The 18,871-nt window shown below is 76.7% G+C and carries 16 protein-coding genes; 11 read left to right on the forward strand and 5 right to left on the reverse strand.

Features of this window, described 5'->3' with window-relative positions:
• The first annotated feature begins 168 nt into the window (after positions 1 to 168).
• Both GD970_RS01290 and GD970_RS01295 read left to right on the forward strand, forming a co-directional pair.
• The gene (locus tag GD970_RS01290; RefSeq protein WP_152199841.1) at positions 169 to 1,191 is read left to right on the forward strand and encodes an aldose 1-epimerase; all 1,023 of its coding nucleotides are present in this window, start codon (positions 169 to 171) and stop codon (positions 1,189 to 1,191) included.
• 44 nt (positions 1,192 to 1,235) lie between these two features.
• The gene (locus tag GD970_RS01295) at positions 1,236 to 1,697 is read left to right on the forward strand and encodes an AAA family ATPase (RefSeq protein WP_226925052.1); all 462 of its coding nucleotides are present in this window, start codon (positions 1,236 to 1,238) and stop codon (positions 1,695 to 1,697) included.
• Between the two features lie 66 nt (positions 1,698 to 1,763).
• On the opposite strand, the gene GD970_RS01300 is transcribed toward GD970_RS01295, so the two are convergent.
• Both GD970_RS01300 and GD970_RS01305 read right to left on the reverse strand, forming a co-directional pair.
• Positions 1,764 to 2,633, reverse strand: a complete 870-nt coding sequence (locus GD970_RS01300) for a TolB family protein (protein ID WP_152199844.1) — start codon at positions 2,631 to 2,633, stop codon at positions 1,764 to 1,766.
• The gene (locus GD970_RS01305; RefSeq protein WP_152199846.1) at positions 2,630 to 4,510 is read right to left on the reverse strand and encodes a helicase HerA-like domain-containing protein; all 1,881 of its coding nucleotides are present in this window, start codon (positions 4,508 to 4,510) and stop codon (positions 2,630 to 2,632) included. Before GD970_RS01305 ends, GD970_RS01300 begins: the two co-directional genes overlap by 4 nt.
• A gap of 65 nt (positions 4,511 to 4,575) precedes the next feature.
• Here GD970_RS01305 and GD970_RS01310 point away from each other — a divergent pair, with 65 nt between their 5' ends.
• From GD970_RS01310 to GD970_RS01335, 6 genes are all read left to right on the forward strand, one after another.
• Positions 4,576 to 5,469 (forward strand): DegV family protein, encoded by an 894-nt coding sequence (locus tag GD970_RS01310; protein WP_152199848.1) that lies wholly within the window; start codon positions 4,576 to 4,578, stop codon positions 5,467 to 5,469.
• Between the two features lie 151 nt (positions 5,470 to 5,620).
• Positions 5,621 to 6,448 carry a helix-hairpin-helix domain-containing protein gene (locus GD970_RS01315; RefSeq protein WP_226925053.1) on the forward strand — a complete coding sequence of 276 codons (828 nt, stop codon included), beginning with the start codon at positions 5,621 to 5,623 and terminating at the stop codon, positions 6,446 to 6,448.
• The gene (locus tag GD970_RS01320) at positions 6,445 to 8,928 is read left to right on the forward strand and encodes a ComEC/Rec2 family competence protein (protein ID WP_226925054.1); all 2,484 of its coding nucleotides are present in this window, start codon (positions 6,445 to 6,447) and stop codon (positions 8,926 to 8,928) included. Before GD970_RS01315 ends, GD970_RS01320 begins: the two co-directional genes overlap by 4 nt.
• A gap of 41 nt (positions 8,929 to 8,969) precedes the next feature.
• Entirely contained in the window at positions 8,970 to 9,977 is a 1,008-nt protein-coding gene (gene holA, locus GD970_RS01325) for a DNA polymerase III subunit delta (RefSeq protein ID WP_152199853.1), read from the forward strand.
• Between the two features lie 150 nt (positions 9,978 to 10,127).
• A complete protein-coding gene (locus GD970_RS01330) occupies positions 10,128 to 11,537 on the forward strand; it encodes an MFS transporter (RefSeq protein WP_152199855.1) in 1,410 nt (469 codons plus the stop codon).
• A gap of 97 nt (positions 11,538 to 11,634) precedes the next feature.
• Positions 11,635 to 12,774, forward strand: a complete 1,140-nt coding sequence (locus GD970_RS01335; RefSeq protein WP_152199857.1) for a glycosyltransferase family 4 protein — start codon at positions 11,635 to 11,637, stop codon at positions 12,772 to 12,774.
• A gap of 137 nt (positions 12,775 to 12,911) precedes the next feature.
• On the opposite strand, the gene rpsT is transcribed toward GD970_RS01335, so the two are convergent.
• From rpsT to GD970_RS01350, 3 genes are all read right to left on the reverse strand, one after another.
• Positions 12,912 to 13,172, reverse strand: a complete 261-nt coding sequence (gene rpsT, locus GD970_RS01340; RefSeq protein ID WP_152199860.1) for a 30S ribosomal protein S20 — start codon at positions 13,170 to 13,172, stop codon at positions 12,912 to 12,914.
• 202 nt (positions 13,173 to 13,374) lie between these two features.
• The gene (locus tag GD970_RS01345; RefSeq protein ID WP_152199862.1) at positions 13,375 to 13,983 is read right to left on the reverse strand and encodes a type II toxin-antitoxin system PemK/MazF family toxin; all 609 of its coding nucleotides are present in this window, start codon (positions 13,981 to 13,983) and stop codon (positions 13,375 to 13,377) included.
• Positions 13,984 to 14,027: 44 nt separating this feature from the next.
• Complete coding sequence (locus GD970_RS01350; protein ID WP_152199865.1) at positions 14,028 to 14,594, reverse strand: hypothetical protein; 567 nt, start codon at positions 14,592 to 14,594, stop codon at positions 14,028 to 14,030.
• A 93-nt stretch (positions 14,595 to 14,687) separates the two neighbouring features.
• Here GD970_RS01350 and lepA point away from each other — a divergent pair, with 93 nt between their 5' ends.
• From lepA to GD970_RS01365, 3 genes are all read left to right on the forward strand, one after another.
• Entirely contained in the window at positions 14,688 to 16,601 is a 1,914-nt protein-coding gene (lepA, locus tag GD970_RS01355; protein WP_152199867.1) for a translation elongation factor 4, read from the forward strand.
• Complete coding sequence (locus GD970_RS01360) at positions 16,598 to 17,275, forward strand: MOSC domain-containing protein (protein ID WP_193314859.1); 678 nt, start codon at positions 16,598 to 16,600, stop codon at positions 17,273 to 17,275. Before lepA ends, GD970_RS01360 begins: the two co-directional genes overlap by 4 nt.
• A gap of 116 nt (positions 17,276 to 17,391) precedes the next feature.
• A complete protein-coding gene (locus GD970_RS01365; RefSeq protein ID WP_152199870.1) occupies positions 17,392 to 18,855 on the forward strand; it encodes a GMC family oxidoreductase in 1,464 nt (487 codons plus the stop codon).
• The last annotated feature ends 16 nt before the right edge of the window (positions 18,856 to 18,871 follow it).

Raw genomic sequence — 18,871 nt, forward strand, 5'->3', positions numbered from 1 at the left:
CGGAACGGCAGCCTGGCCGCGGCCAGAGTGGCGGTGCGGCTGCGACCGGACCGCCCGCCGGACCGGCTCTCCGGCTCCTGGCGGGTGGACGCTCCGTGGACACCTCGGCACGACGGGCGCGGATCGGCCACAGTTGGGGCAGGAACCTTCCGACCCTGGAGCGAACTGATGGAGACTGCGGCACCCGAGAACCGCGCGACGGTGCAGCGCGGCACCTTCGACGGCGAGCCGACGTGGGTCCTCACGCACCCCGACGGCGCCCGCCTCGTCGTCGCGGAGACCGGGGCGACGCTCCTGTCCTGGCAGGTCCCCGGGCCCGACGGGCGGCCGGTGGACCTGCTCGACGGGTACACCTCGGCCGCCGAGCTCGAGGCCCGGGACGGCTACCGCAACGCGGTCCTCGTGCCCTGGTCCAACCGCGTGCGCGACGCGGCGTACACCTTCGCCGGACAACGGCATGAGCTGGTCGCGAACGACGACGGCGAGGCGCTGCACGGCCTGGTCACCGCGGCACGGTTCACCCGCGCGCAGGTCGCCGCGAGCGACAGCGACCGCACGGTGCGTCTGCGCACCGCCATCGCCCCCGGGGACCACCCCGGCTACCCCTTCGCGCTCGACGTCGCGGTGACCTACTCGCTCGGCGTGGGCTCGGAGGGCGAGGCGCGCCTCGACGTCGAGCTCAGCGTGGTCAACACCGGCGACACGGCCGCGCCCGTGGCCCTGGGCTGGCACCCCTACCTGCGCCTGCCCGGGCACGCCGCCGTGAACGACCTCGACCTGACGATCCCGGCCCGCGCCCGGGTGCTCACCGACGAGAACCTCGTCCCGCTGGCCGGCGAGCAGGCGTACGCGGGCGTGAGCGCCCCGGCACGGTACGCCCCCCTCGGCACCGCGGTGCTCGACGACGCCTTCACCCACCTCGTGCCCGACGAGGACGGCGTGGTCGCCACCGTGCTGCGCTCCCCGCGCACCGGCGACACCCTCACGGTCGAGCAGGAGCCGGACCAGGCCCGGGTGGTGCACCTCTTCACCGGCGACACGCTCGACCGGGACCCGCGCGCCTCGGTCGCCGTCGAGCCCTGCCAGCTGATGGCCGACGCCTTCAACCGGGCGGACACGGCCGAGGCGGTCGCCCTCGCGCCCGGGGCCCGGCGGCAGCTGGTCAGCGGGATCGTCTACCGCCGCGGCTGACGCGTTCGCTCCTCACGCCGGCCCTCGATCGATATGGTCCGCCCGTGAGCCGGGTGATCTTCATGTGCGGCCCGGCCGGAGCCGGGAAGACGACGTACGCCCGGCGCCTGGAGTGCGAGGGGATGACACGGCTCTCCTTCGACGTGGAGACGTGGCAACACGGCATGGCGACGATGCCCCTCCCGCCGGACGTCCGGGACGAGATCGAGGCGGGCCTGCGGGTCCGGCTGCTCGAGCTCGTCGCCGCGGGCGCAGATGTCGTTCTCGACTTCTCGTTCTGGTCGCGGCGCATGCGCGACGACTACCGCACGCTGCTGGCACCGACGGGCGTCGTGCCCGAGACGGTCTACCTCGCGACCGATCGGGCAACGGTCCTGAGCCGTGTCCGGAACAGGCGCGGCAGCCACCCCGACGACGTCGTGCTCACCGAGGAGCTCGCCGCCGGGTACTTCGACGGTTTCGAGCCACCGACTGCCGACGAGGGCCCGTTGACTGTGATCCGCTAGCCCGGGACGACGTCTGGTCCTTTGTCACGGGGCGGATGTCCCGATGCTTCCACCGGGCGCACTGGGTCAGGGCGCGTACGCGACGAAGGCGAACCGTCGCGAGTCCGGCGCCCACCCGTTGACGTTGGTGGTGCCCTGGCCGCCGCGCAGCGCGACCAGGTCGCGCGGGGGAGCGGACCGGTCGGCGGGCAGCAGCCGGAGCAGGACGTCCAGGTCGGCCGGGTGCCCGGCGGTGCCGGGCGGGTAGCTGAGGTAGACCACCCACCGTCCGTCGGGGGAGACGTGGGGGAACCAGTTGACGCGCTCGTCGTCGGTGACCTGTTCGACGTCCTCGCCCGCCCACCGGAACAGCTGGGCGTGACCGGGGGAGGCACGCTCGGAGTTGAACCACACCGACCCGTCCGGGGCCAGCTCCGCGCCGTCGTCGGGGAAGGCGTCGTCCGTCAGCTGCCGGTCCGGGCCGCCGGCCGCGGGGACGGTGTAGACGTTGGTGACCCACCGGCCCGCGGCGTCCAGGCCGCCGCCGATGTAGCTGAGGGTGCGTCCGTCGGCGGAGACGCCGTGCAGGTAGTGCTTGAACCGGCGCGCCTCCGCCCGGCCGTTGCTCACCCGGCGTCCCGCCCCGCCGGCCCACGGCACGGCGTACAGGTGGCCGTCGCGGCCGGAGACGTAGATGGTCGTGCCGTCGGGCGCGAGGACGTGGTCGTTGTTGATCGGCGGCACCCCGGTCGTGACGATCCGGTCGAGGACGGCGGGGCCGGCGCCGGGGGCGGGCATTCGGTAGAGCTCGCCGTCGCAGTTGACCACGAGCCAGCGGCCGTCCCGGCTCCAGTTCGGCGCCTCGACGTGCCGATCCGTCCGCAGCACCACCTCGCACCCGCCGGTGGCGACGTCGACGACGGTCAGCGCGGCGTGCCGCCCCGGGGCGAGGGTCACCGCCGTCGCCTCGTGCCGAAGATGGAGCGGGTGATCTCCCGGCCCAGCTGGGTCCCGGCGGAGCGGAGCAGGCTGTCGAGCGCGCTCGACCGGGCGGACGCCGCTCGCCGCGACCCCGCCCGCTCGCGGGCCGCGTCCCGCTCGAGCTGTTCCTGCCGCTGCCGCAGCTCCCGGTCCCGCGCCCGCGCGGCCTTCTCCGCCTCCTCGGCCTGGGCCCGCGCCGCCCGGTCGGCCTCGGCCGTCGCCGCCGCGGCCCGGGCGGCCGCCTCCTGCTGGACCACCCGCGCGGCGAGCAGCTCGTAGGCGGACTCGCGGTCCACCGGCTCGCGGTAGCGGGCGGCGAGCGGGGACGCGGCGGTGAGCCGCTCGGCCGTGCCCGGTGCCGCCGGGCCCATGGTGGAGCGCGGGGCGCGGACGCGGGTGGCGGCCACCGGCGTCGGGGCGCCGGACTCGGACAGCACGGTGACGACGGCCTCGCCGGTGCCCAAGGAGGTGAGCACCGCCTCGAGGTCCAGCGGCGAGGTGGGGAAGGTGCGCACGGTGGCGCGCAGCGCGTCGGCGTCCTGCGGCGTGAACGCCCGCAGCGCGTGCTGGACCCGGGCGCCGAGCTGGGCCAGCACGTCGGCCGGGACGTCCTGCGGGGTCTGGGTGACGAAGAAGATCCCCACGCCGCGCGAGCGGACGAGCCGGACGGTCTGCACCACCTGGGCGAGGAACTCCTTCGAGGCCCCGGTGAAGAGGAGGTGCGCCTCGTCGAAGAAGAACACGAGCCTGGGGCGGTCGGCGTCGCCCACCTCGGGCAGGGAGCCGAACAGGTCGGCGAGGAGCCACATGACGAACGTGGAGAACAGCGCCGGCCGGTCCTGCAGGGCCGGCAGCTCCAGGGCGGAGATGACGCCGCGGCCGTCCGGCGCGGTGCGTAGCAGGTCGGTGGTCTCGAACGCCGGCTCGCCGAAGAACGCGTCGGCGCCCTGGGCCTGCAGCGCGGCGATCTCGCGCAGGACCACCCCGGCGGTCGCCGTCGAGATGCCGCCGATCTCCTTCAGCTCGGGCTTGCCCGCGTCGCTGGTGAGGTAGGCGACGGTGGAGCGCAGGTCCTTGAGGTCGAGCAGGGCCAGCCCCTGGGCGTCGGCCCAGTGGAAGATCAGCTGCAGGCTGGACTCCTGGGTGTCGTTGAGCCCGAGGACGCGGCTCAGGAGCAGGGGGCCGAAGTCGGTCACGGTGGTGCGCAGCGGCACGCCGGCCCCGGCGCCGCCCAGCGCCAGCAACTCGACCGGGAAGGACGACGGCGCCCAGTCCTGGCCGAGCGCGCGGGTGCGGGCGAGCAGCTTGTCGCTCGAGGCGCCCGGCTCGGCCAGGCCGGTGAGGTCGCCCTTGATGTCGGTGAGGAACACCGGCACGCCGGCGCCGGAGAGCTCCTCCGCGAGCAGCTGGAGCGTGCGCGTCTTGCCCGTGCCGGTGGCCCCCGCGACGAGACCGTGGCGGTTGAGCATCGCAAGGGGGAGCCGGACCTGGGCCCCGGGGACCGGGGCGCCACCGTCCAGCAGCGCCCCGAGCGCGATGCTGGGCCCGGTGATGTCGTAGCCGTCAGCGACCTCGCGGGCGTACCCGGTGAGGGCGGCCGATGCCGGCGCGGCCGAGGGCGGCGGGGCCTCCAACGTCTCGGGCGCTGGAGGCGCCGGGGGTGTCGGTGCGGCCGCATCGGGGGCGGTGGGTCCTGCCGCCGGCGTCGCGGCGCCGGTACCGCCGCTCGCCGCCAACGCGGCCTCGAGCGCGGCCTGGGCGGCGGCCGCGCGGGCCTCCGCCGCCTCGGCGGCCGCCTGGGCGGCCGCGGCGCGCAGGCGGGCGATGTCTGCGGCGTCCGGTGTGTCGGCCATGGCGGGGATCCTATGTGCGGCGTCCCACGCGAGCGCCCGGGACGGGCGACCGTAGGGTGAGGGACATGAATCCGGACGTCGCCGTCGTCACCGACTCGACGGCGAGCCTGCCGGCGCGGGTGGCGGCCGCGCACGGCATCGGCGTCGTGCCGCTGCACGTCGTGGTCGGCGGGGAGGACCGGCTCGACGACGCCGCCTCCAGCGCCGAGCTGGTCGACCGCATGCGCGCCGGTGCCGCCGTGACCACCTCTCAGCCGTCGGTCGGTGAGCTCGTCGAGGCGTTCCGGGCCGCCGGGGACGGCCGTCGCGACGTGGTGAGCCTGCACCTGTCGGGCGAGCTGTCGGGAACGGTGGGCACGGCGCGGCGCGCCGCGGCCCTGCTCGCGGCCGAGGGCCGCCGGGTCCACGTGCTCGACACCCGCACGGTGGCCGGCGGCACCGGGCTGGCCGCCCTCGCGGCGGCGGAGGCCGCAGGCGCCGGCCGGCCGGTGGACCAGGTCGTCGCGGTGGCGCGCGAGACGGCCGCCAAGGCGCAGGTCCTCTTCGCGGTGCCGGAGCTCGGCTGGCTCCAGCGCGGCGGCCGGATCGGCGCGGGCGCGGCCCTCGTCGGTTCCGCGCTGGGCATCCGCCCCGTCCTCGGTATCGCCGACGGCCGGATCGCCGTGGTCGAGACGGTCCGCGGCCTGGCGCGCGCCCGGCGTCGGGTGGTCGCCCGTGCGGTGCAGGCGGCCGGCGGCCCCGGCGCGCGCGTGCCGCACCCGCCGGCGGTCAGGGTGCGGCTGGCCGTGCACCACTTCGGCGACGCCGCGGACGCCCGCGAGCTGCAGGATCAGCTGGCCGAGGCGCTGGCGGGCACCGGCGCCCTCGTGGCCGAGACGTTGCGCAGCGAGCTGACCGCGGTGGTCGGCGCGCACACCGGGCCGGGCGTGCTCGGCGTCGTCATCGCGCCGGCGGGCTGAGCCGACGGCGGTCGTCTCGGCGGTTCCTGGCCGCCGGCCACCGGAGCCCAGACCAGCGGCGCGCTCACCCGCCGCGCGGTCATGCCAGCCCGTCCACAACCCCGCCGCCCGGCCCCCGGCGGCGACGGAGGGCGCGCCTAGCGTGCCCGACGTGGACAGCTCCCGCCTGCACGCGCTGACCCGCGCGGCCTACTCCGCCGCCGCCGGGCACCTCGAGGTCGCGCCGGAGGACGACGACGTCCCGGCCCCCCGTCGCTGGCTGCCGGGCGGCCGGGCCGCAGCCGCCGCGGCGGCGGTGCTGCTCCTGCTCGGCCTCGGCTGGGCGGCGTGGTCCTGGGCGAGCGCGCCACCTGACCCGGTGCCGCTGCCGCCGGCCGCCGACGCCTCGCCGGCACCCAGCGCAGCGTCGGGGGAGGCGCCCGACGCCGCTGCCGACCGCGCCACCGCCGGGACGCCGTCCGCCGGTCCCGGGCCGGCCGCCACCGCGCCCGCGCAGCAAGTCGTCGTCCACGTGGCCGGCGCCGTCGCACGTCCCGGCGTCGTCGAGCTGGCGGGCGGGGCCCGGGTGGCGGACGCGGTGGAGGCGGCCGGCGGGGCCACCGAGGACGCGGAGCTCGCGGCGGTCAACCTCGCCCGCGTGCTGGTCGACGGCGAACAGGTCTACCTGCCCCGCCCGGGCGAGGCCCTCCCCGGGGGGCAGGCAGGGCCAGCCCTCCCCGGGGTGCAGGGTGGCGGCGCCGATCCCGGAGCCGCGACCGGTCCGCTCGGCGGCGCCGGGGCCTCCGGCGGCCTCGTCAACCTCAACACGGCGACCCTCGCCGACCTGGACGCGCTGCCCGGCGTGGGCCCGGCCATCGCCCAGCGCATCCTCGAGTGGCGCGACGCCAACGGCCGGTTCACCTCCGTCGACGACCTGGACGCCGTCCCCGGCATCGGGCCGGCCACCATGGAGCGGCTGCGTCCCCTGGTGACGGTGTGACCGGCCCGCCGGTGCCCGCGCCCGCAGCGGACCAGCACGGCGACCCGGCGGCGCGGCCTGCCGGCCCCGGCGCGCCCGCGGGGCCGCCGCCGGCGCCGGTGGACGCCCGCCTCGTCCCGGCCGCCCTGACCCTGTGGGCGGCGACCGGGTTGGGCGTCGCGGCCGATCCGGCCCTGCTCGGGGCGGCCGCGGTCCTGGCGGGCCTCGGCGCCATTGCCGCCGCCCTCCGGCTGCGCCGCCGAGCCCGTGCCCGGGGCCGCCACCGGGACGCGCCGGGCCCCCGGCCGGCCGCCGCGGTGCTGCTGGTGCTGGCCGCCCTGTGCGCCGGACTCGCCTCCACGGCGGTGCAGGTCCACGCCCGGAGCACCGGCCTGCTGGCCGACCTGGACGGGGCCAGCGCGGTGCTCGTCGGCCACGTCACCGCCGAGCCGCGTCCGGTGTCCCGGCGCGAGTGGGAGAGCCTGCCGCGCCAGCGGCTCGAGCTCCGGCTGACCGAGGTCGCCGGCCGCGGGCAGGCCGGGCACACCCGGGCGCCGGTCGTCCTGGTCGGTCCCCCGGAGTGGGCCGAGGTCGCGCTGGGGGAGGTGGTCCGCGTCCGCGCCAGCGTGCGCGCCACCCCGCCCGGTGACGCGGCCGCGGCCGTGGCCACGGCCCGGGCGGGGCCGACGGTGCTGGCCCGCCCCGGCGGTCACCTCGCGGTGGTCAACGACCTGCGCCGGGAGCTGCGCGGGCAGACCGCGGACCTGCCACCGCACGCGCGCGGCCTGGTGCCGGGCATCGCCGTCGGCGACGACCGGGCGCTGCCCGCGGACCTGGCCGCGGCGATGCGCGCGACGTCCCTGACCCACCTCACCGCCGTCTCCGGGGCCCACGTCGCCATCGTCCTCGGCGTGGTCCTCGCGGCTCTGGCCTGGGTGCCCAGGCGCTGGCGTGCCGGGGCCGCCGTCGTCGTGCTGGTCGCGCTCGTGACCCTGGTACGCCCCGAGGCCAGTGTCCTGAGGGCCGCCGTGATGGGCGTCGTCGTGCTCGCCGCGCTGGCGCTCGGGCGCCCGGCCCGCGCCCTGCCGGGGCTGTGCACCGCGGTCGTCGTCCTGCTGCTGGTCGACCCCTGGCTGGGGCGCGCCTACGGATTCGTGCTGTCGGTGCTCGCCACCGGCGGCCTCGTCCTCCTCGCCCGCCCGTGGACGCGGTGGCTGGCCCGTTGGGTGCCCCGCTGGCTGGCGGCCGCGGTGGCGCTGCCCGCCGCCGCCCAGGCGGCGTGCGCGCCCGTCGTGGTGCTCCTCCAACCCGCCGTGGCGACCTACGCCGTGCCCGCGAACCTGCTCGCCGCGCCCGCCGTGCCGCCGGCGACCGTGCTGGGCGTGGCGGCCACGCTGCTGGCGCCGCTGTGGCCGGGCGGGGCGCACGCGCTGGTGCACCTGGCCGCCGGGTGCACCTGGTGGATCGCCACGGTCGCCCGCGCCCTGGCCGCGGCCCCCGGCGCGCAGCTGCCCTGGCTGCCCGGCCCGGGCGGGCTGGTCGCCCTGGCCGTCCTGACCGCGGCGGCGGTGGCGGTGCTCGCCCGCGCCGGCCCGCGCGCCCCGCGCTGGGCCGCGGTCCCGGCGCTCCTGCCGCTGGTGGTGCTCGTGCTGCCCGGACCACGGCACCTGGCGGGCGGGCTGCTCCCCGGGCCCGGGCCACCGCCGGGCTGGTTGGCGGTGCAGTGCGACGTCGGCCAGGGCGGGGCGTTCCTGCTGCGCTCCGGGCCGGCCGCCGCCGTCATGGTCGACGTCGGGCCGGCCGGCGGGGCGGCCGTGGCCTGCCTGCACGAGGCCGGCGTGCGCCGCCTCGACCTGCTCGTGCTGACCCACGCCCACGCCGACCACGTCGGGGCCCTGGCCGAGGTGCTCGCCGCCGTCGACGTCGCCGGCGTGCTCCTCGGCCCCGGCCCGGAGCCTGCCGCCACGGTCGCCGCCGTCCTCGGCCAGCTCGACGGCGTGCCGGTCGCCCGGCCGGTGGCCGACGGCCCGGGGACGCGCGGGCGCGCCGGGGACGTCGCCTGGACGGTGCTGTGGCCGCCGGCCCGCGCGGTCCCGGCGCTCTCCGGGGCCGACGACGTCAACGACCTCTCCCTCGCCCTGGACCTGCGCCGCCCCGGTCTGCGCGTCCTGGCCCCGGGCGACCTGGAGATCGCCGGGCAGGCGGGCCTGCTGCGTGCGCTGCGCCAGGCCGCCGGGCCGGACGCGGCACCGGTGGACGTCGTCGTCATGGCCCATCACGGCTCGGCGCGGCAGGACCGCGCGCTTGCGGCGCTGCTCGCTCCGCGCCTCGCGGTGGTCAGCGTCGGGGAAGGCAACGACTACGGCCACCCGGCCGCCGGGGCGCTCGAGCTCTACGCGGGGATCGGCGCCGCGGTGCTGCGCACCGACGCCTGCGGCACGATCGCCGTCGTCCCGGCCGGCGACGGCCTGGGAGCCGCCGCCAGGTGCCCGCCGCCGTGAGGGTGCGCGGCGATGTCGGCGGCTCATGGCACCCTTGGGACGTGCCTCCCTCCCGCCGCAAGACCACCAGCCCCGGCCTCACCTGGGACCAGGTCGAGCTCGCCCCGGTGGTGCTCGTCCGCGGCACCGAGGGCCTGCTCGCCGACCGCGCCGTCGACCGCCTGCTCGAGCAGGCCCGCGCGATCGACGCCGCCGTCGAGGTCACCCGGCTCGAGGCCGCTGCCTACGAGCACGGCCAGCTCGAGATGGTCGCCAGCCCGTCGCTCTTCGGCGAGCGCCGGTGCGTGGTCGTCGAGGGCGCCGAGGCGATGACCGACGCCCTGCTCGAGGACGCGCTCGTCTACCTGCGCGCCGTGCCCGACGACGTCTGGCTCGTCGTGCGGCACAACGGCGGCACGCGCGGCAAGAAGCTGCTCGACGCCATCGCGGCCGCCGGCTACCCGGTGGTGGCTTGCGAGCCGCTCAAGCGGGACTCCGACAAGGTGGACTTCGTCCGCGCCGACTTCAAGCGCGCCCGCCGCCGCATCGACGCCGAGGCCGTCCAGGCCCTGGTGGAGGCGGTGGGGGCGGACCTGCGCGAGCTCGGGGCGGCCACCACACAGCTCCTGGCCGACACCACCGGGGTCGTCACGGCGGAGGTGGTGCAGCGCTACTACGGCGGGCGCGTAGAGGCCACCGGCTTCAAGGTGGCTGACGCCGCCGTCGCCGGTCACGCCGGGGACGCCGTCGCGCTGCTGCGCCACGCCGTGGCCACCGGCACCGGGCCGGTGCCGCTCGTGGCGGCGCTGGCGATGAAGCTGCGCACGCTCGCCAAGGTCGCCGCCACCCGCGGGCGGTCGGGGATCTCCGCCGGCGAGCTGGGCCTGGCGCCCTGGCAGATCGACCGCGCCCGCAAGGAGCTCGACGGCTGGACCCCCGAGGGGCTCGCCGCCGCCATCACCGCCGTCGCCGCCGCCGATGCCGAGGTCAAGGGCCAGGGCCGCGACCCGGTCTTCGCCGTCGAGCGGGCCGTGCTCAAGGTCGCGGCCGCGCACGGCCGCCGCCACTGATCCGACGCCGGCACCACCAGCCACCGCCATCGACCGCGCGCGCCGTCCCGCAGCCGGCACCTCCGCGCAACCGCGCGGCCCGGCGGCCGGGGGAGCCGCACGACGAGACGCCCCGCCCGTCTGCCGGGGCAGGTGACTACCGTTTTGTCCGTGATCACGCCTTCCGGGCGCCCCGCGGCCCCCGCTCTTACCCGCTCCGAGCGGCTGGACCGGCTGCCCTTCACCCGTGCCCACGGCCGCCTCCTCGGCGGGTCGGGCATCGGCTGGGCGCTGGACGCGATGGACGTCGGCCTCATCTCGTTCGTCATGGCGGCGCTGTCGAAGCAGTGGCAGCTCGACCCCACGACGCTCGGCTGGATCGGCTCCATCGGGTTCGTCGGCATGGCCCTGGGCGCGACCCTGGGCGGGCTGCTCGCCGACCGGTTCGGCCGCCGCAACGTCTTCGCCCTGACCCTGCTCGTCTACGGCCTGGCCACCGGCGCCTCCGCGCTGGTCAGCTCCGTCGCGGCGCTGCTGGTGCTGCGCTTCGTCGTCGGCCTCGGGCTCGGCTCGGAGCTGCCGGTCGCCTCCACCCTGGTCAGCGAGTACGCGCCCACCCGGGTCCGCGGCCGGCTCGTCGTCATCCTCGAGGCGTTCTGGGCGGTGGGCTGGCTCGCGGCCGCCCTGGTCGGCTTCCTCGTCGTCGCCCCGCACGACGACGGCTGGCGCTGGGCCCTCGCCATCGGCGCCCTGCCCGCGGTCTACGCCCTGTACGTGCGCCGGTCCATCCCCGAGTCGGTGCGGTTCCTCGAGGCGGCCGGCCGGGAGGCCGAGGCCGAGGCGGCGGTCCGCGCGTTCGAGGACTCGGCCCCGATGTTCCGCCCGAAGGCACCCGCGCCCGCCGAACCCGCGCCCGCCGAACCCGCGGCCGCCAGTCGCCCCGCCGGCGACCTCGCCGCCCCGCCCGTCGAGCACGCCGGCCCCACCCGCGGGTTCCGCGCCCTGTGGCGGCCAGACCTGCGCACCCGCACGGCGGGGCTGTGGGCGGTGTGGTTCTTTCTCAACTTCGCCTACTACGGGGCGTTCACCTGGTTGCCGACGCTCCTCGTCGCCGACGGGATGACCATGGTCAGGTCCTTCGGCTACACGGTGATCATCACCGCCGCCCAGCTGCCCGGCTACGCGGTCGCCGCCTTCCTCATCGAACGCTGGGGGCGGCGCCCCACCCTGGCCACGTTCCTCCTCGGCGCCGCCGCGTCCGCCGCCCTCTTCGCCAGCGCGAGCACGTCGGCCGGCGTGATCACCGCCGGGTGCCTGCTGTCCTTCTTCGCCCTGGGCGCCTGGGGCGCCCTCTACGCCGTCACGCCGGAGATGTACCCCACCGCCGTGCGGGGCACCGGCGCCGGCTGGGCCGCCGGCTTCGGCCGCCTCGCCTCGATCCTCGCCCCGCTCGCCGTCCCCGCGCTCATGCACGTCGGGCAGCTCTGGCTGGTCTTCACCGTCTTCGCGATCGCGTTCGTCCTCGCCGCGGCGGGCGCGCTGCTGCTCAAGGAGCAGCGCGGGATCGCGCTCGAGGCCTGATAGCGGCCCGCGGCGCTGACCGAGCGTTCACCGAGGCGTCACCGGACACACCGCTCCCGGTTCCCGCGGGGCCATCCGGGGTGGCCACGGTGGGCACGTGCGCGTCGCCGTCGTCACCGAGTCCTTCCTGCCGTCCGCGAACGGGGTCACCACCTCGGTCCTGCGGGTCCTCGACCACCTCGCCGGCCGGGGGCACGAGGCGGTCGTCGTGTGCCCGGGCCCGGCGCCGAGCACCTACGCCGGGTACCCGGTGGTGCAGGTGCCGGCCTTCAGCTATCGCGGCTTCCGCGCCGCGGTGCCCTCGCCCGCGCTGGTGCGCGCGCTGGACGCCTTCCGCCCCGACGTCCTGCACGCCGCCTCGCCCTTCGGCCTCGGCGCCCAGGCGCTGTACGTCGCCCGGCGCCGGGGCGTGGCCACGGTCGCGGTCTTCCAGACCGACGTCGCCGGCTTCGCGCGCAAGCACGGCCTGGCCGCCACCGCGCCGAGCATCTGGCGGTGGCTGCGCCACGTGCACTCCCACGCCGACCTCACCCTGGCGCCGTCCTCCGCCACCCTCGCCGACCTGGCCGCCAACGGCATCGGCCGGACCCGGTGGTGGGGCCGCGGGGTCGACGCCGCCACCTACCACCCCCGCCACCGCACCTCGCCCGCCGGTGCGGCGCTGCGGGCCCGCCTCCTGGCCGGGGCGCCGGCCGGGACGGCCCTGGTGGGGTACGTGGGGCGGCTGGCGCCGGAGAAGCGGGTCGAGCGGCTGGCCCGCCTCACACGGGTGCGTGGCGCCCGGGTGGTGCTCGTGGGCGACGGCCCCTCCCGCCCGGCGCTGGAGCGTGACCTCGGCGCCGGGGCGACCTTCCTGGGCCGGCTCGACGGGGAGGACCTGGCCCGGGCCTACGCGGCGCTGGACGTCTTCGTCCACACCGGCACCACCGAGACCTTCGGGCAGACCCTGCAGGAGGCCATGGCCAGCGGCCTGCCCGTGGTGGCGCCCGCGGCGGGCGGCCCGCTCGACGTCGTCGCCGAGGGGGAGACCGGGTACCTCTACGCGCCCGAGGACGACGCCGCCCTGGAGCGGGCCGTGCGCGTCCTCGTCGCCGACCCGGCAATGCGGGCCCGCATGGGCGAGGCCGGCCGGCGTCGCGTGCTGCCCCGCTCCTGGGACGTGCTCGGCGAGGCGATCGTGGGCCACTACGCCGACGCGATGGCCGCGGCGGGCGCCGCCCGCCGGGCCCGGGTGTGAACCGCTCGCACCTGTGAACCCCGGCGCGGCCGTGTGCCGGGCGCACAGACGGCGACGGCGCCGCCCCCGGGGGGAGCGGCGCCGTGCGGTGCTGTCGTGCGGCCGTCGGGCGCGAACCCGACCTGGCCGGAGCCGGCTCAGAGAGCGGCGACCTGCTTGGCCAGCTTGGACTTGCGGTTCGCGGCCTGGTTGGCGTGGATGACGCCCTTGCTGGCCGCCTTGTCCAGCTTGCGGCCGGCAGTCTTCAGCGCCTCGCTGGCCGCGTCCTTGTCACCGGTGCTGATGGCCTCGCGGACCCGACGCACGTGCGTCTTGAGCTCCGACTTCACGGCCTTGTTGCGCAGGCGCGCCTTCTCGGCGGTGCGGATGCGCTTGATCTGGGACTTGATGTTCGCCACGTCTGGACTCTCTCTACGTTCGCCTGAGCGATCTGTCAACGGTCGGTGAGGGATGTGCCGCGACCGGGACTGGGGCGTGGGGATACCTCGTGGTTGGTCGGTGGCCGGGCAGCCGCCGACCAGGCGGCAAACCCAAGGAAGCACACTAGCAGGAGCGCCCCCGGGGCCGCGAGCACGCGCCGTGTGGCCGGCGTCTCGTCCCTCAGCCGTGCAGCTCCCGCAGCGCCCGCGCCACCTCGGCGAAGCGCGCCGGGGCGAGCGCGGCGCCCTGGCGGCGCACGGCCTCCGGGTCCACCCACAGCAGCCGGTCGAGGCGCACCTCGCTGGGCCGGCCCCGCGCGTCCCACGCCCCGGACCCGACGTCGATCCACCGCCGGCCCCACCGGGCCTCGTCGGCGGCGTCCTTGTCGTGGTCCTGGGAGGTCATCTGCGCGACCACCAGCCCGGCGCCCTCGCGGGCCAGGACGAGCACGGGCCGGTCCTTGCCCCGGTCGGGGTCGTCGTCGTACGGCACCCAGGTCCACACGACCTCGCCGGGGTCGGGCTGGTCGTCGTGCCGGGCGGCGTAGGTCAGGTCGGGCAGGCCCAGCCGGGCGACGTCGTACTCGGTCGTCTCCCGAGAGGCCGCCTGGACCTGACGCTCGCCCGGGCTCGCCGCGGGCGAGGTGGCGCCCCGGCGGGCGGCGCCGGACCGGGGTCGGTGCGGCCGCGGTGGTGCGGCGGGCCGGTCCTTGCGCAGGCGTGCGGCGACGGCGGACGCGGCCGCGGCACCCGCCACCCCCAGGGCGCGGCGCCAGATGCTGCTGCTCATCCGGGCAGGGTAGTCGCCGGGCAGATCGGTCGCCGGGCAGGTCGTCAGCGGGCCAGCAGCGCCGCGGCGGTCGCGACGGCGCCGATCGCGGAGAGCGGCACGGCGGCCAGCGTGCCGAGCAGGGCGACCAAGGTCACCCGCAGGTCGTCCTTGAGATAGGGCGCGCGGACCGGGCCCCCGGCCGCCGCCAGGGCCGCCCGCTGGGCCGCCTCCACCCGCGGGAGGAACCGCGCGGTGCGCACGGCGTTCTCGGCCATCGCGGCGCTGAGGGCGTCCATCTCGGCCTGCACGGGGTCGGGCACGGCGCCGGGCTCGACGACGACGACGTCGCGGGAGGGCTGGTGCACGGTGCGCACGTGCAGGTCGCGGGTCTGGCGCTGGAGCCGCTCGCGGCGCACCGCGAGGACGAGGACCGGCACGGCGAGCACGAGCGCGAGGACGAGCGGCACCCAGGCGCCTCCGCCGGTCCCGGTGAGGCCGGCGAGCAGGCCCAGGGCGCCGAAGACGCCCACGCCCAGGCCGGCGGCGGTGAGCAGGAGGCCGCCGGGGCGCCGGGCCAGGCGCACCAGCGTCGGCACCACCTGGTTGAGGAAGTCCCCGGTCGCGGTCATGGGCACCAGGCTCGCACGGCGACGGCGCCGGGGGAGGACGCGTCATCCGTGGGCGAACAGCGCCGTCGTCGACCGGTGCCCCGGCGTGGGACCATGGGGCGAGTTCTTGTCCGACGTGCCGCCCGTGCACCACGCGTAGAGGTAGCTGTGTCACCGATCCCCAGCCCGGCCCAGGCCGCGCAGATCCGCCCGGCGGCGACCCCGCCGGCGCTGCTGCGCAACTTCTGCATCATCGCCCACATCGACCACGGCAAGTCGACGTTGGCGGACCGCATGCTGCAGCTGACCGGGGTGGTGCAGCCGCGGGACATGCGCGCGCAGTACCTCGACCGCATGGACATCGAGCGCGAGCGCGGCATCACCATCAAGTCCCAGGCCGTGCGCATGCCGTGGCAGGTGGGCGAGCAGCCCTACGCCCTGAACATGATCGACACCCCGGGCCACGTGGACTTCTCCTACGAGGTCAACCGCTCCCTGGCGGCCTGCGAGGGCGCGATCCTCCTCGTCGACGCGGCCCAGGGCATCGAGGCGCAGACCCTGGCGAACCTGTACATGGCGCTGGAGAACGACCTCACGATCATCCCGGTGCTGAACAAGATCGACCTGCCGGCGGCGCAGCCGGAGAAGTACGCCGAGGAGCTCGCCGGGCTCATCGGCGGGGACCCCGCGGACTGCCTGAAGGTCTCGGGCAAGACCGGCGAGGGCGTCACCGAGCTGCTCGACCGGATCGTGGCGGACATCCCCGCCCCGGTCGGCGACGCCGACGCCCCCTCCCGGGCGATGATCTTCGACTCCGTCTACGACACCTACCGCGGCGTCGTCACCTACGTGCGCGTCGTCGACGGCCAGCTCAGCCCGCGCGAGCGCATCGAGATGATGAGCACCCGGGCCAGCCACGAGCTGCTCGAGATCGGCGTGATCTCGCCCGACCCGATCCCGTCCCAGGGCCTGGGGGTGGGGGAGGTCGGCTACCTCATCACCGGCGTGAAGGACGTGCGCCAGTCCAAGGTCGGCGACACCGTCACCAACCTGTCCAAGCCGGCCCCCGAGCCGCTCGGCGGCTATCGCGAGCCCAAGCCCATGGTCTTCTCCGGGCTGTACCCCATCGACGGCTCGGACTACCCGCTGCTGCGCGACGCCCTGGACAAGCTCAAGCTCAACGACGCCGCCCTCGTCTACGAGCCGGAGACCTCCGTGGCCCTCGGGTTCGGCTACCGCTGCGGGTTCCTCGGGCTGCTGCACCTGGAGATCGTCCGCGAGCGGCTCGAGCGCGAGTTCAACCTCGACCTCATCTCCACCGCGCCGAACGTCTCCTACGACGTGGTCACCGAGGACGGCACGGAGGTCCACGTGACCAACCCGAGCGAGTTCCCCGAGGGCAAGATCAGCGCGATCCGCGAGCCCGTGGTGCGCGCGACGATCCTGGCCCCGAGCGAGTTCATCGGCGCGATCATGGAGCTGAGCCAGGGCCGGCGCGGGTCCCTGCGCGGCATGGACTACCTCTCCGAGGACCGCGTCGAGATCCGGTACACCCTGCCCCTGGCCGAGATCGTCGGTGACTTCTTCGACCAGCTCAAGTCCCGCACCCGCGGGTACGCCTCGCTGGACTACGAGGCCGACGGCGACCAGGAGGCCGAGCTGGTCAAGGTCGACATCCTCCTCAACCACGAGAAGGTCGACGCCTTCTCCGCCATCGTGCACAAGGAGAAGGCCTACACCTACGGCGTGACCATGGCGTCGAAGCTCAAGGAGCTCATCCCGCGCCAGCAGTTCGAGGTGCCGATCCAGGCCGCCATCGGCTCGCGTGTCATCGCGCGCGAGACGATCCGTGCGCTCCGCAAGGACATGCTCGCCAAGTGCTACGGCGGTGACATCAGCCGCAAGCGCAAGCTGCTCGAGAAGCAGAAGGAGGGCAAGAAGCGCATGAAGAACATCGGCCGGGTCGAGGTGCCCCAGGAGGCCTTCATCGCCGCCCTCACGTCCGACGCCCCGACCGGGAAGAAGTGACCGCGCCCGGGTCCGCCGTCGTCACGCACGTGTGCCGGGTCGCCCGGCTGCGGCCCGACGCCGGCACCGTGGGCGTGACCGCCATCGACAAGCACCCGGTGGACGGTCCGGAGCGCGTGGGCGCCTACGGCCTGCGCGGCGACGTCCAGGCCGACCGGCAGCACCACGGCGGGCGCGAGAAGGCGCTCTACGCCGTCGACCAGGCCGAGGCCGACCACTGGGCCGGCCAGCTGGCCGAGCCGGTGCCGCCGGGCCGCTTCGGGGAGAACCTCCGCGTGGCGGGCCTGGCCGTCGACGACGCCGAGATCGGCGAGCGCTGGCGCATCGGGGAGACCCTCGAGATCGAGGTGACGGGACCGCGCACGCCGTGCGCGACGTTCGGCCGCTGGCTCGGGCAGGAGCGCTGGGTCCGGCGCTTCAGCGACCACGGCCGCACCGGGGCCTACCTGCGCGTGCTCACGCCCGGCCCGATCCAGGCCGGCGACCGGGTCGAGGTCACCCACCGGCCCGGGCACGGGGTGTCGGTGACCCGGTGGTTCACCGGCCGACGGCCCGAGGACGCCCGCGCGCTGCTCGCCCACGAGGAGGCCACGGGCTGGGCCATGGCGGAGTACCTGCGCGAGCACGTCCTCCGTGCCGCGGAGCGCCCCGCCCAGCTCGCCGGCGAACGCTGAGCCCCGCCGTCGCCCCGCTCGTTCCCGGACGTTGACGCCGGCGCCGTCCGGCGCGACCCTGGGAGCGGTCCGACTCGCGCACCGGCGCGGTCGGCGGGCGGGATCAGGGCGGGCGCATGGATGCGACAACTCCTGACGTCATCGTCGTCGGCGGCGGGTCCGCGGGGTGCGTCGTCGCCGCCCGGCTGAGCGAGGAGCCGGACCGGCGCGTGCTCCTGCTGGAGGCCGGGCCCGACTACCGGGCCGCCGACCTCCCGTCCCACCTGGCCGACGGCATCCACGGCCCGAGCATGGCCGGCCACGACTGGGACCTGCCCGGGCACGCCCTCGGACGCGAGTTCCGGCTGCCGCGCGGCAAGGTCGTCGGCGGCTCCGGCGCCGTCAATGCCGCCTTCGCCCTGCGCGGCTCCCCACGCGACTACGACGCCTGGGACATGCCCGGCTGGTCGTTCGCGGAGCTGGTCCCCACCTTCGCCGCCCTCGAGCACGACCTCGACTTCCCGGAGGCGCCCCACCACGGCGATGCCGGGCCCGTGCCCATCCGCCGCTACGCCGGTGCCGAGCGTTCCGCGCTGGCGGCGGCGGCCCACGCCGCCGCGGCGGAGGCCGGTATCCCCGCCCTCGCCGACCACAACGCCCCCGGCGCCGTCGGCTCAGGACCGCTACCGGTCAACGCGGTGGGCGGCCGGCGCATGAGCACGGCGCTCACTCACCTCGAGCCCGCCCGGGACCGGCCCAACCTCGCCGTGCGCGGCGGCACGACCGTCGAACGCGTGATCATCCACGGCGGCCGGGCGCGGGGCGTCGAGACCGCGGCCGGGACCGTGACCGCGGGCGAGGTCGTCGTCTGCGCCGGCGCCTACCACGCCCCGGACCTGCTCCGCCGGTCCGGCGTCGACCTGCCCGCCGTGGGGGAGAACCTCGCCGACCACCCCGCGGTCAGCGTCGAGGCGCCCTACGCCGGGCCGGTGGCCGACCTCCCGCTCTACCAGTGGGTCGCGACCCTGCACAGCTCGCTGGCCGACCGGGCGACCGACCCGCCGGATCTCCAGCTTCTCGCGGTCGGCCCCTACGCGAGCGTCCCCGGGGGGCCACCCGTGTTCCTCCTCGGCGCCGCGCTGCTCAAGCCGCGGTCGCGGGGACGGGTGCGCGACGGCGACGTCGACCTGGGTTACTTCACCCACCCGGACGACCTCCCGCGCCTCATCGAGGGCCTCCGCCACGTCGAGCGCCTGCTCGACACGGCACCGCTGCGCGCGCTGACCGACCCGCGGTGGCCCGGCCCCGCCCTGCCTGCCGCCGCCGACCTGGAGGCCTGGGTGGCCGCCGAGTGCTGGACCTACCACCACCCGGTGGGCACGTGCGCGATGGGGCCCGTGGTCGACGAGCACTGCCGGGTGCACGGCGTGAGCGGACTGTCGGTGGTGGACGCCTCGGTGATCCCCGACGTGCCGTCGGCCAACACCAACCTCCCGACGATCATGCTCGCCGAGCGCGCCGTGGCCCTCCGAGGTGAGGGCGCCCCTGCCGGGCGGGCGGCGAAGTCCGTGCGGCGGAGTCGCCCGCGCACTGACGCGTGACCACCGCGCCGCTCGC

The sequence above is a fragment of the Georgenia thermotolerans genome, from assembly GCF_009193185.1.
Taxonomy (GTDB): domain Bacteria; phylum Actinomycetota; class Actinomycetes; order Actinomycetales; family Actinomycetaceae; genus Georgenia; species Georgenia thermotolerans.